The organism is Pararobbsia silviterrae (genome assembly GCF_003628125.1).
GTDB lineage: Bacteria > Pseudomonadota > Gammaproteobacteria > Burkholderiales > Burkholderiaceae > Pararobbsia > Pararobbsia silviterrae.
The window spans coordinates 13767-25923 of sequence record NZ_RBZU01000013.1; the positions used below are offsets into that span (position 1 = coordinate 13767).

Below are 12157 nucleotides of genomic sequence, written 5' to 3' on the forward strand. Positions count from 1 at the left end.
ATGGCGTGTTTGAATCCCACGCCTTTTCGGTTCGTCTGATGACACTCCCCTTGAATCCCCCCTTTCGCGCCGATCACGTCGGCAGTTTCCTGCGTCCCGCCTATTTGCTCGAGGCCAGATCCCGTCATGCAAAGGGCGAGATCGATGCGGACGCGCTTCGCGTTGTCGAAGACCGTGCCATTGCGGAGATCGTGAAGTTTCAGGAGGAAGTGGGACTGCGCAGCGTGACCGACGGCGAATTCCGGCGCACTTATTTTCACGTCGACTTCTTGCGCCAACTGGGTGGCGTATCGAGCGGCGAGCCGGTCGCCGTCCAGCGTGCCGACGGTAAAACCGAGCTCGCGCCCCCCGTCATCAAAGTCATCGACAAGGTCCGGCATGTTCGCGACATTCAGCGCGCGGATTTCGAATTTCTGAAAAGCCAGCTCGGACCGAACAGCGTGGGCAAGGTCACGATTCCTTCGCCGACCATGCTGCATTTCCGCGGCGGTCGCGCGGGTGTCAGCGCCGCGCACTATCCCGAACTCGATCCGGAGTTCTATGACGACGTCGCACGCGCCTACGGCGAAGAGCTCAAGTCGCTTGCGGCAGCGGGATGCCGGTACGTTCAGCTCGACGACACGAATCTCGCCTATCTCTGCGACGCGAATATGCGGGCCGCGGCAGTCGGGCGCGGCGACGATCCGAATGAATTGCCTCACCGCTACGCGCGCTTCATCAACAAGGTCGTCGCGCACAAGCCCGAAGGCATGACGCTTGCGATTCACCTTTGCCGAGGCAATTTCAAAAGCACGCATGCGGCCAGCGGCGGATACGAACCCGTGGCCGAAGCCCTGCTGGCCGAAATGAACGTCGATGCGTATTTCCTCGAATACGACGACGATCGCAGCGGCGACTTCCGCCCATTGCGCTTTCTGCCGAAGGGCAAGCTCGCGGTGCTCGGACTCGTGAGCACGAAGTTCGGCGACATGGAGTCGAAAGACGATCTGAAACGTCGTATCGACGAAGCCGCGCGCTTCGCTCCGATCGAACAACTCGCGCTCTCGCCGCAGTGCGGCTTCGCGAGCACCGTGCACGGCAATGACATCGCCGTCGCCGCTCAGCGCGACAAGCTGAAGCTCGTGCTCGATACGGCGCGCGAAGTGTGGGGCGACGCCTAAGCAAAGGACAAGGCCATGACTTCGAATTTCGAACGCACACCGCTCGCGCTTCCGAACGGCGAATCGAAGGTGCTTCTGCATTCGTGCTGCGCGCCGTGTTCGGGCGAAGTCATGGAAGCCATGGTCGCATCGGGTATCGATTTCACGATCTTTTTCTATAACCCGAACATTCACCCGCGCAAAGAGTACGACTTGCGCAAGGACGAAAACATCCGGTTCGCGGAGACATTCGGCGTGCCGTTCATCGACGCCGACTACGATCGCGATAACTGGTTCGCGCGTGCGAAGGGGATGGAAAACGAGCCCGAGCGCGGCGTCCGATGCACGATGTGCTTCGACATGCGATTCGAACGTACGGCGCTCTACGCGCACGAGCACGGGTTTCCGGTCATCACCAGTTCGCTCGGCATCTCGCGCTGGAAGAACATGGATCAGATCAACGACTGCGGACGCCGCGCTGCGTCACGCTATTCGGGTCTCACGTACTGGGAATACAACTGGCGCAAGGCCGGCGGATCGGCGCGCATGATAGAGATCAGCAAGCGCGAAAATTTCTATCAACAGGAATACTGCGGCTGCGCGTATTCGCTGCGCGATACGAATCGACACCGTATCGCCACGCATCGCGAGCCCATCAAGCTCGGTGTCATGTACTACGGTACGGAACGCGACGACGCGGCCAAATAAGCGCAATCGGTCGCGTTTCCCCAAAGCCGAGCCGATCGCACGCGCGCGATCATCCGACACACACCGACACTACCGCCGAATTCGCGCAGGCTTGCCGTTGCCCGCGCGCGCAAGTTCGACGAACGACGTCAGATAGTCGACGGGCTCGTCGGCCTCGCGCGTGCCGAGGAAAATCTGCTTGGCGATCCCATCCTTGCCGAGCTTGACGCTCACGACAGGCAGATGGTCCGCATATTCTTCAGCAAGCCAGCGCGGTAATGCGGCGACCCCTCGATCGCTCGCGACCATCTGCAACATGATGTCCGTGGTCTCGATCTTCTTATGGCGGCGCGGCGCCACGTTCGCCGGCCCGAGAAACTGGTTGTAGATATCGAGCCGGTCGGTATCGACCGGATACGTGATCAGCGTCTCGTCGGTCAGGTCTTCGGGCTTGATGTACTTCGCGTTAGCCAAGCGATGGCCCTCTGCGACGACGAGCACCTGCTCGTAGTCAAAGACGGGATCGAAACGAAGCCCGGGACGCTTGAGCGGATCGGGCGTCACGAGCACGTCGATGTCATAGCCGAACAAGCCGCCGATGCCGCCGAACTGGAAATGTTGTTTGACGTCGACGTCGACATCGGGCCAGCGAGACAGATACGGCGACACGATCTTGAGCAGCCACTGATAACAGGGATGGCATTCCATCCCGATACGCAGCGTGCCGCGTTCGCCCGCCGCGTATTGCTTCATGCGCTGCTCGGCGTGCTCGAATTGCGGCAACAGGCGATTGGCCAGCGACAACAGATACTGTCCCGCCTGCGTGAGTCGAAGGCCACGCCCCTCGCGGTCCCAGATGGCCGTGCCCAATTGCTGCTCCATCTTCTTGACGGTATGGCTCAGCGCCGATTGCGTGACGTGAAGAATCTCGGCCGCCGCGGTCAGCGAACCTTGACGATCGACCTCGCGTACGACAAGCAAGTGAATGCGTTCAAGCATGAGCCCCTCCAAACATGAAGCGATCTAATGATTAGATGAAATAAATCCATTTTATTTCATCGAAGGACCATCCTATCATCGCGGCCAGACTTCTCAAATCACTTGGATGGCAGCCTCCATGGTCACGACGCATAACCTCGGATTTCCGCGCATCGGCGCGAAGCGCGAACTCAAATTCGCCCTCGAAAGCTATTGGAAGGGTCAATCGTCGCGCGACGAACTCAAAAGCCACGCGGCGCAACTGCGTCGGCGCCATTGGCAAAACCAGCAGGCGCTCGATCTCGCGCCGGTCGGCGACTTCGCGTTTTATGACCAGGTCCTCGACATGAGCTTCACGCTCGGCAATTTGCCGGAGCGTGTTCAAGGCTTCCATGGCGACGTGCTCGACAACTACTTCCGCGTCGCGCGCGGCCGCTCGGCGGAAACCGGCGACGATCACAGCGCATGCTGCGGCGGCGTCGCGGCGGGCGAGATGACGAAGTGGTTCGATACGAACTATCACTACATCGTGCCCGAATTCACGGCGGCGACCGAGTTCAAGCTCGACGCCTCGCGCCTGATCGAGCAACTCGGCGAAGCGCGTGCTGCGGGCGTCAAGGCCAAGCCGGTCATCATCGGCCCGGTGACGTATCTGTGGCTCGGCAAGGCAAAGGACGACTCGGACCGCCTTGCGCTGCTGCCGCGTCTGCTGTCGGTCTACACGCATCTGCTCGATACGCTCGGCGCGCAAGGCGTCGAATGGGTGCAGATCGATGAGCCCGTGCTCGTCACCGAACTCGACGCATCGTGGCAAAGCGCGTTGATCTCGGCATACGAGACGCTGAAGTTGCGCAAGGTCAAGCTGCTGCTCGCCACGTATTTCGGTCAGCTCCAGAACAACCTCGAACTCGCCGCCTCGCTGCCGGTCGACGGTCTGCATATCGACGCGATCAATGCACGCGACGAAGTCACCAAAGCCGCGGCGTTGCTGCCCGCAAACCGCGTCCTGTCGGTCGGCGCGATCAACGGCCGCAATATCTGGAAGACGGACCTGAACGCCGCGCTCGAATGGCTCGAACCGCTCGCCAAGCAACTCGGCGACCGCCTGTGGCTCGCGCCGTCGTGCTCGCTGCTCCACGTTCCGGTCGACCTCGACAGCGAGCAGAAGCTCGACGCCGAGATCCAGTCGTGGCTCGCGTTCGCGCTTCAAAAGCTGGTCGAACTCAACGTGCTCGCGACGGCCCTGAACAAGGGGCGCGATGCCGTGGCGCCGGCGCTCGCCGCGAACGCCGCCGCGATCCATAGCCGCCGCACGTCGCCGCGCGTGAACAATCCGGAAGTCAAAGCCGCGCTCGCCAAGATCGACGCGGCATTGGGTCGCCGCGTGAGCGCCTACGCGGCCCGCGCGACGAAGCAGTCGGCCCTGCTGAACCTGCCGGCCTTCCCGACGACGACGATCGGCTCGTTCCCGCAGACGCCCGATATTCGTCATGCGCGCAGCCAGTTCAAGAGCGGCGCACTCGACGAAGCCGGCTACAAGGCGGCCATGCGCAAGGAAATCGAACACAGCGTGCGCGAGCAAGAGAAGCTCGGGCTCGACGTGCTCGTGCACGGCGAAGCCGAACGCAACGACATGGTCGAATACTTCGGCGAGCAGCTCGACGGCTATGCATTCAGCCAGTTCGGCTGGGTCCAGTCGTACGGCTCGCGCTGCGTGAAGCCGCCCATTCTGTTCGGTGACATCAGCCGTCCGAACGCGATGACCGTCGAGTGGATCACGTACGCGCAATCGCTGACGAACAAGCCGATGAAGGGCATGTTGACGGGCCCTGTCACGATCCTGAACTGGTCGTTCGTGCGTGACGATCAGCCGCGTTCGGTGTCGTGCTACCAGCTCGCGCTCGCGATTCGCAACGAAGTGCTGGACCTCGAAAAGGCCGGCGTGCGCGTGATCCAGATCGACGAAGCCGCCCTTCGCGAAGGCCTGCCGTTGCGTCGTGCGCAATGGAACGACTATCTGACGTGGGCCGTCGAATCGTTCCGCATCACAGCGAACGGCGTTGCCGACGAGACGCAGATTCACACGCATATGTGCTACTCGGAGTTCAACGACATCATCGCGTCGATCGCCGATATGGATGCGGACGTCATCACGATCGAAACGTCGCGCTCGGATATGGAATTGCTCGATGCGTTCGACAATTTCCGTTATCCGAACGAGATCGGGCCGGGCGTCTACGACATTCACTCGCCGAACATTCCGAGCCAAGACCATATCGTCGATCTGATGAAGAAAGCGGCGGAACGGATTCCGGCTGAACGCCTGTGGGTGAACCCGGACTGCGGTCTCAAGACGCGTCAATGGGGCGAAGTCATCCCGGCGCTGACGAACATGGTGTCGGCGGCGAAGACGCTGCGCAGCCAGGTCCAGTAACGCCGACGGCAAGCGGCCGCGGCGCATCGCGCCAGGCGGCCGCGCCGACCTTGTATTGCGTCCCGAGTCCGCCTCGGGACGTTTCATTTGAGAGACACCGGATACCCATGTTCGAACGCACTCGCTACGCGCTGGATCAGATCGACCCCGATCTGTTCGCGGCGATTCAAAAGGAAAACCAGCGTCAGGAAGATCACATCGAGCTGATCGCGTCCGAGAACTACACGTCGCCCGCCGTCATGGCGGCGCAAGGCTCGCAACTGACGAACAAGTATGCCGAAGGCTACCCGGGCAAGCGGTACTACGGCGGATGCGAGTTCGTCGACGTCGTCGAGCAACTCGCGATCGACCGTGTCAAGGCGCTGTTCGGCGCCGAAGCCGCGAACGTGCAGCCCAACTCCGGCTCGCAGGCCAACCAGGGCGTGTTCTTCGCGATGCTCAAGCCCGGCGACACGATCATGGGCATGAGCCTCGCCGAAGGCGGTCACCTGACCCATGGCATGGCGCTCAATATGAGCGGCAAATGGTTCGACGTCGTGAGCTACGGCCTGAACGCGAACGAAGACATCGACTACGAAGCGCTCGAAAAGCTTGCGGCCGAGAAGAAGCCGAAGCTCATCATCGCGGGCGCGTCGGCATTTGCCTTGCGGATCGATTTCGAACGCATCGCGCGCATCGCGAAGACCATCGGCGCGTATTTCATGGTCGATATGGCTCACTATGCGGGGCTGATCGCCGCGGGTGTCTATCCGAATCCGGTGCCGCATGCGGATTTCGTGACGACCACGACGCACAAGAGCCTGCGCGGTCCGCGCGGCGGCGTCATTCTCATGAAGGCCGAGTACGAAAAGGCGATCAATTCGGCGATTTTCCCGGGCATTCAGGGCGGTCCTCTCATGCACGTGATCGCCGGCAAGGCCGTCGCGTTCAAGGAAGCCGCATCGCAGGAGTTCAAGACGTATCAGCAACACGTCGTCAAGAACGCGGCCGTGCTGGCCGAAACGTTGATCGCGCGCGGTCTGCGCATCGTCTCGGGCCGTACCGAGAGCCACGTCATGCTCGTCGACCTGCGCGCGAAAAACATCACGGGCAAGGAAGCCGAGCGCGTGCTGGGCGAAGCCCACATCACGGTCAATAAAAATGCCATTCCGAATGATCCGGAAAAGCCGTTCGTGACGTCCGGCATTCGTCTCGGCTCGCCCGCGATGACCACGCGCGGCTTCGGCGAGGAAGAGGCGCGCTTGACGGGCCATTTGATCGCCGACGTGCTCGACAACCCGCACGACGAAGCCCACATCGCACGCGTGCGTGAACAGGTGTCGGCCTTGACGAAGCGGTTCCCGGTCTACAAGTAAGCGGCCCGCGCCCGACGCGGACGCGGATCGCCGTTCAACGCGATCCGCACTGCGTCTGGGCGGTCGAATCGATCGATATCCCCGAACGCAGACGCGCGAGCACCTTCCATATGGAGCCTAAAGTGCAAAATATTTTCGACACCTTGGCACAAGAGATCGACAAGGCGGTCGCCGAACGCGGGTTTCTGTCCGTCTGCGATCGCGCCCAAGCGCTGGGTTTCAAGGGCGGCAGAACCGACTTGACCTCGGCGGTCGGATACCGCTTCGAACGGGGCGAGCCGAACGCGGTCTCGCTGCACCTTTACGCGCGCTCATACGATCCGAGCGGACCCGATCAGGTCCGCCCCTGCATCACGCGCTTTACCGTGACGGCCGTCGAAAACGGCGCGCTCACGCAGCAATACGAGAACGAATACGAAGGGCTGATCACCCTCTGAGCGTCACGGCCCGCAGCGAGGGTCTTCATGACCCTCGCTCGATCAGGTCACCGGCGCCGGATTGAATAGCACGAGCGCGTTGTGAAGCCCGAGTTTTTCGGCGCAGGTCTGCGCGCGGCCGCTCGCGATCTCGATGATCATGCGGAACAGTTGCCAGCCGATGTCCTCGATCGAGGCCTCGCCCGTCGCGATGCGTCCCGCGTCGAGATCCATCAGATCGAACCAGCGCCGCGCGAGATCGCTGCGCGTCGCGACCTTGATGACCGGCACTTCGGCGAGACTGTACGGCGTGCCGCGCCCCGTCGTGAACACATGCATATTGATGCCCGCCGCGACCTGCAGCGTGCCGCAGATGAAATCGCTCGCGGGCGTCGCCGCATAGATCAGGCCCTTGTCCTTGACCTTGTCGCCGGGCGAGACCACGCCCGAAATCAGCGAATTGCCCGACTTGATGATCGATCCCATCGCCTTTTCGACGATGTTCGACAAGCCGCCCTTCTTGTTTCCGGGCGTCGTGTTCGCGCTGCGGTCGGCGCCGCCGCGCTTGAGGTAATCGTCGTACCACTGCATCTCGCGAATGATCGCGTGCGCGACGTCCGCATTCGCCGCGCGGCGCGTCAGTTGGTCGACGCCGTCGCGCACTTCGGTGACCTCTGAAAACAGCACCGTGCCGCCCGCGCGAACGAGCAGATCCGTGGCGAACCCCACGGCCGGATTCGCGGTCAGGCCCGAGAACGCATCGCTGCCGCCGCATTGCACGCCGACGACGAGATCCGACACCGGACATGTCTCGCGCGTGCGCGCATTGAGCCGTTCGAGATGCGCGCGCGCCGTCTCCATGATCGAGTCGATCATCGAACCAAAGCCGATATGCGCGTCGTCCTGCAGGCAGACGACTTCGCCGTTGAGCGCTTCATCGTGCGCATCGCTGCCGGCCGCGCGGATCGGAATTGTGCCTTCCGGCATCAGGCGCGTCGGCTGGAGCTTTTCGCAGCCGAGGCTCACGATCATGACCTCGCCGCCGAAATTCGGATTCAGGCTGATATTGCGCACGGTCCGGATCGGCACCTTCGCGTCGGGTGCGTCGATCGCGACGCCGCAGCCATACGTGTGTTCGAGACCGACGACGTCGTCGACGTTCGGATAGCGCGGCAACAATTCGCGCTTGATCCGCGCGACCGCGTGCTCGACGACGCCCGACACGCATTGGACGGTCGTCGTGATCGCGAGAATGTTGCGCGTGCCGACCGACCCGTCGGCGTTGCGATAGCCCTCGAACGTATAGCCTTCGAGCGGCGCCATGACCGGCGGCGTCGCCGTCGCGATCGGCAGATCGTCGAGCTCGGGCGCGTCCGGCATCCGGATCACGTGCTCGTTGATCCAGCTCCCGCGCGGCAGCGCCTTGAGCGCATAGCCGATGACCACGTCGTATCGAATGACCGGGTCGCCTTCGGCGAAATCGGTCAGCGCGACCTTGTGGCCTTGCGGCACGCGTTCGCGCAGTACGAGGCCGTCGGCGAACTGCGCCCCCTCGGCCAAGCCGCCGTCGTTGACGACGATCGCGACATTGTCGTGCGGGTGAACCCGGATATAGAGCGGGGGATGTGCCATCTCGCCAGTCCTCAAAGCCTCACGCGGCCTTCGATTTGTAAGTCATCCTACAACTTGAATAGCTTCGCCGGTTCAAGTCGGCCCGTATTTTGACCTATTTTCGCGCCACTCGCACGAAGATACCGCCAAACATCAAGCAAATCTGGTACTTACCCTAGGAAGCGCCGAAAAACCGTGCATCGCGATTGCCCTTACGGTGCACATGTCATACGATAACGTATATCTATCGCAGCCCTGACACTTCGGGACATCATCGTGACGACGCCGCAAGAACTCAAACAGATCATCTCCGAGGGCCTGCTCTCGTTTCCCGTGACCGACTTTGACGCGCAAGGAGAATTCCGCGCAGACACGTATGCGGCCCGCCTCGAATGGCTCGCGCCATACGGTGCGACGGCGCTGTTCGCCGCGGGCGGCACGGGGGAGCTGTTCTCGCTGACGTACGATGACTATTCACGCGTGATCCGCACGGCGGTCGACACGTGCCGCGGCAAGGTCCCGATCCTCGCGGGCGCGGGCGGCGCGACGCGCGTCGCGATCGCGTATGCGCAGGAAGCGCAGCGACTCGGCGCAAGCGGCATTCTGCTGATGCCGCACTATCTGACCGAAGCGTCGCAGGAAGGCATCGCCGCGCACGTCGAGCAGGTCTGCCACGCGGTCAAGGATATCGGCGTCATCGTCTACAACCGCGCGAATTCGAAGCTCAACGCGGACATGCTCGAACGCCTCGCCGATCGCTGCCCGAACCTCATCGGCTTCAAGGACGGGGTCGGCGAGATCGAAAGCATGGTCACGATCCGCCGCCGGCTCGGCGATCGCTTCTCGTATCTCGGCGGGCTGCCGACGGCCGAGGTCTATGCGGCCGCCTACAAGGCGCTCGGCGTGCCCGTCTATTCATCGGCTGTCTTCAACTTCATTCCGAAGACCGCGCTCGAGTTCTATCGCGCGATCGCGAGCGACGACCATGCGACGGTCGGCAAGCTGCTCGATACGTTCTTCCTGCCCTACCTCGCGATCCGCAACCGGCGCGCGGGCTATGCGGTTTCGATCGTCAAGGCCGGCGCGAAGCTCGTGGGCCGCGACGCGGGCCCCGTGCGCGCCCCGCTGACCGATCTGACCGACGACGAAATCGCGCAGCTCGACGCGTTGATCCGCAAGCTCGGCAGTCAGTGACCGGTTGGGGTTGGTGGCGCGCACGGCATCGAGACGTCGCGCGCCGTGAGCGGTGACCTGTCGGCGATAATGCACGCGCATCACGCGCGTGCGCGTGCTTCCCCTATCGACGACCTGCCCAGCCCATGAGCTACGACCCGAACAATATCTTTGCGAGAATCCTGCGCGGCGACGCGCCGTGCATCAAGGTCTTCGAAGACGCGACGACGCTCGCGTTCATGGACGTGATGCCGCAGTCCGACGGTCATCTGCTCGTGGTCCCGAAGGAAGACGCGGCGGAAATCTTCGAGCTCTCGGAAGCGGCTGCCGTCGCCTGCATCCGCACGGTCCGGCGGCTTTCGATCGCGGTCCGCGCGGCCTTGCAGCCGACCGGCGTGGTCGTCGCCCAATTCAACGGCAGCGATGCGGGACAGACCGTCCCGCACGTGCACTTCCATATCATTCCGCGCTGGGCGCATGCGCCCCTGATCCCGCATGCGCGCATCCAGGCCGATCGCGGCCGGCTCGAAGAACTCGCGTCGTTGATCCGCTCAAAGCTCGTCGACGATTCGCTTGCCTGAATCCGGTTTGCGTTCGATGCGCCTGATACGCGGCCGCGTCTCGCGCATCAGGCGTCCGACTCCGGATACAGCGCGAGGCCCGCAAGGCTCACGAAGCCGCACGCGAGCACGTACCACGCCGGCGCATAGAAGCTGCCGCTCCAACGCCAGAGCGCGCCGACGATCAGTTGCGCGAAGCCCCCGAAAATCGTGACGCCGAGCGCATAGATGATGCCCATCGACGTCGCGCGCACGTCGGGCGCCAAGGCTTCGAGCATCAGCACGAAGCCGGCCGGGCTCGATAGCGTCATCAGGCCGATCAGCACGAAGACGACCGCGACCACCGTGCCGATCGCGGGCAGGGCTTCGATCGCGCGAAACGCGGGCAGCACGAGCACGAGCGAGGCGATCGACACCGGATAGAGCAGCGCTTTGCGGCGCGGCATCCGGTCGGCCAGCCGACCCGCCCACGGCGAACCGACGAGCAATACGCCCCCCGCTGTGCACGCGGCGAGCAAGGCGGTCGCGGCAGGCATATGAAGCGTCATCGTCAGAAACGACGGCACGAAGAACGCGATCGTATACATCGACGACGTTCCCCCGATCACGAGCATCGTGCCCGCGACGAGTTGCCGCACGGGCAGCCGGCTGCGCGAGACCGTCGTGCGCCGCGCGCCGCGCGCGTCGTCCTGGATCCGCGACTCGAAAGGATCGTCGAGCCGCAAACGCAGATAGAAGCCGACGGGCCCGATGCAAAGCCCGATGAGGAACGGCACGCGCCAGCCCCATGCGACGAGCGCATCATGCGCAAGCCCCTTCGACACCGCGACGGCGATCAACGCGCCCGCGAGCAGCGCGCCGCCCTGTCCCGCCATCTGCCAGCTCACGAGCGCGCCGCGACGCCCGCGCCCGCCTGTCTCCATCAACAGCGTCGTCGCGGCGCCGACTTCGCCGCCCGCCGCGAAACCCTGGAGCAAACGTCCGATCACGATCAGCGCCGACGCCGCGATGCCGATCCGCGCATAGGTCGGCGCGAGCCCGATCAGGCCCGTGCCGAGCGCCATCAGCGAGACCGTGCATACGAGCGCGGGCTTGCGGCCCGCGCGGTCCGCATAGGCGCCGATCACGATGCTGCCGAGCGGCCTCACGACGAATCCGACACCGAAGGTCGCGAGCGACAGCATCAGCGAGCCGAACTCGCTGCCGACCGGAAAGAACAGCTTGCCGATCAGGGCCGCGAAAAAGCTGTAGACCGTGAAGTCGAAAAACTCGAGTCCGTTGCCGAGCGCGGCGGCAAAGACGGTCGATCGTTTTGCACGGTGCACGGATGCGTCGCGATCTGCAACGGTGTCGGTAACGGATGAGGCGTGAGGCATGACGGTCATTGCGAACCCTTGATGCCGTCCGCGCCGCGCACGGTCAGCTTCGAGACGACCGACTTGACGCCGGGCACCGACTGCGCGGCGCGCGTCGCTTCGGCGATTTCACTCTGTTCGGCGACAAGACCGCTCAGCGTGACGACCCCGTTGTTCGCGCGCACACGGATGAACGTCGATTTCATGCCGCTCTTGCGTGCGGCCTTGAGCGCGGCGCGCACGGATGCCGCGAGCTGCTTGTTCGACGCGGCGGCCGATGCGCCCGATGCCGATGTCGCAACAGCGTTCGTCGATGCCGACATCGGCGTACCCGCCGACGCGCTCGACGCAGCCGATGCCGCGCCGCCTTGCGCATTCGCCGCCGTCGCGGCGACGGCCAGCGACACGCCGACGACCAATGCTAAAGACTGAATCGTTTTCATAAGGGA

General features: G+C 63.4%; 11 protein-coding genes. 7 read left to right on the top strand and 4 right to left on the bottom strand.

Annotation, left to right across the window (positions count from 1 at the left end; genetic code table 11):
- Positions 1–38: 38 nt before the first annotated feature.
- On the top strand, positions 39–1160 hold the full coding sequence (locus tag D7S86_RS23060) for a 5-methyltetrahydropteroyltriglutamate--homocysteine S-methyltransferase (protein ID WP_121089793.1): 1122 nt from the start codon (positions 39–41) through the stop codon (positions 1158–1160).
- Between the two features lie 15 nt (positions 1161–1175).
- Complete coding sequence (locus D7S86_RS23065; protein ID WP_121089795.1) at positions 1176–1847, top strand: epoxyqueuosine reductase QueH; 672 nt, start codon at positions 1176–1178, stop codon at positions 1845–1847.
- 69 nt (positions 1848–1916) lie between these two features.
- Here the strand turns inward: D7S86_RS23065 and D7S86_RS23070 are convergent, their stop codons facing one another.
- Positions 1917–2825, bottom strand: coding sequence for a LysR family transcriptional regulator (locus D7S86_RS23070; protein ID WP_121089797.1), 909 nt, complete (start codon positions 2823–2825; stop codon positions 1917–1919).
- Positions 2826–2943: 118 nt separating this feature from the next.
- Between D7S86_RS23070 and metE the strand changes: the two genes are divergently transcribed.
- From metE to D7S86_RS23085, 3 genes are all read left to right on the top strand, one after another.
- Entirely contained in the window at positions 2944–5238 is a 2295-nt protein-coding gene (gene metE, locus D7S86_RS23075) for a 5-methyltetrahydropteroyltriglutamate--homocysteine S-methyltransferase (protein ID WP_121089799.1), read from the top strand.
- A 107-nt stretch (positions 5239–5345) separates the two neighbouring features.
- Complete coding sequence (gene glyA / locus D7S86_RS23080) at positions 5346–6593, top strand: serine hydroxymethyltransferase (RefSeq protein WP_121089801.1); 1248 nt, start codon at positions 5346–5348, stop codon at positions 6591–6593.
- Between the two features lie 122 nt (positions 6594–6715).
- The gene (locus D7S86_RS23085) at positions 6716–7030 is read left to right on the top strand and encodes a hypothetical protein (RefSeq protein WP_147432438.1); all 315 of its coding nucleotides are present in this window, start codon (positions 6716–6718) and stop codon (positions 7028–7030) included.
- 42 nt (positions 7031–7072) lie between these two features.
- On the opposite strand, the gene garD is transcribed toward D7S86_RS23085, so the two are convergent.
- Positions 7073–8641, bottom strand: a complete 1569-nt coding sequence (garD, locus tag D7S86_RS23090; RefSeq protein WP_121089805.1) for a galactarate dehydratase — start codon at positions 8639–8641, stop codon at positions 7073–7075.
- Between the two features lie 255 nt (positions 8642–8896).
- On the opposite strand from garD, the gene kdgD reads away from it, so the two are divergent.
- Both kdgD and D7S86_RS23100 read left to right on the top strand, forming a co-directional pair.
- A complete protein-coding gene (gene kdgD, locus D7S86_RS23095; protein ID WP_121089807.1) occupies positions 8897–9814 on the top strand; it encodes a 5-dehydro-4-deoxyglucarate dehydratase in 918 nt (305 codons plus the stop codon).
- A gap of 125 nt (positions 9815–9939) precedes the next feature.
- Complete coding sequence (locus D7S86_RS23100; RefSeq protein ID WP_121089809.1) at positions 9940–10374, top strand: HIT family protein; 435 nt, start codon at positions 9940–9942, stop codon at positions 10372–10374.
- 47 nt (positions 10375–10421) lie between these two features.
- Here D7S86_RS23100 and D7S86_RS23105 read toward each other — a convergent pair whose 3' ends face one another.
- Both D7S86_RS23105 and D7S86_RS23110 read right to left on the bottom strand, forming a co-directional pair.
- Positions 10422–11729 (bottom strand): MFS transporter, encoded by a 1308-nt coding sequence (locus D7S86_RS23105; protein WP_121090054.1) that lies wholly within the window; start codon positions 11727–11729, stop codon positions 10422–10424.
- Between the two features lie 5 nt (positions 11730–11734).
- The gene (locus tag D7S86_RS23110; RefSeq protein ID WP_121089811.1) at positions 11735–12151 is read right to left on the bottom strand and encodes a BON domain-containing protein; all 417 of its coding nucleotides are present in this window, start codon (positions 12149–12151) and stop codon (positions 11735–11737) included.
- Positions 12152–12157: the final 6 nt, after the last annotated feature.

What these genes read in the sequence shown, in the direction of transcription:
- D7S86_RS23070 (WP_121089797.1), bottom strand. Translation starts at nt 2,825, where the DNA reads ATGCTTGAACGCATTCACTTGCTTGTCGTACGCGAGGTCGATCGTCAA.
- D7S86_RS23060 (WP_121089793.1), top strand. Translation starts at nt 39, where the DNA reads ATGACACTCCCCTTGAATCCCCCCTTTCGCGCCGATCACGTCGGCAGT.
- D7S86_RS23100 (WP_121089809.1), top strand. Translation starts at nt 9,940, where the DNA reads ATGAGCTACGACCCGAACAATATCTTTGCGAGAATCCTGCGCGGCGAC.
- metE (WP_121089799.1), top strand. Translation starts at nt 2,944, where the DNA reads ATGGTCACGACGCATAACCTCGGATTTCCGCGCATCGGCGCGAAGCGC.
- D7S86_RS23105 (WP_121090054.1), bottom strand. Translation starts at nt 11,729, where the DNA reads ATGCCTCACGCCTCATCCGTTACCGACACCGTTGCAGATCGCGACGCA.
- D7S86_RS23065 (WP_121089795.1), top strand. Translation starts at nt 1,176, where the DNA reads ATGACTTCGAATTTCGAACGCACACCGCTCGCGCTTCCGAACGGCGAA.
- D7S86_RS23110 (WP_121089811.1), bottom strand. Translation starts at nt 12,151, where the DNA reads ATGAAAACGATTCAGTCTTTAGCATTGGTCGTCGGCGTGTCGCTGGCC.
- garD (WP_121089805.1), bottom strand. Translation starts at nt 8,641, where the DNA reads ATGGCACATCCCCCGCTCTATATCCGGGTTCACCCGCACGACAATGTC.
- glyA (WP_121089801.1), top strand. Translation starts at nt 5,346, where the DNA reads ATGTTCGAACGCACTCGCTACGCGCTGGATCAGATCGACCCCGATCTG.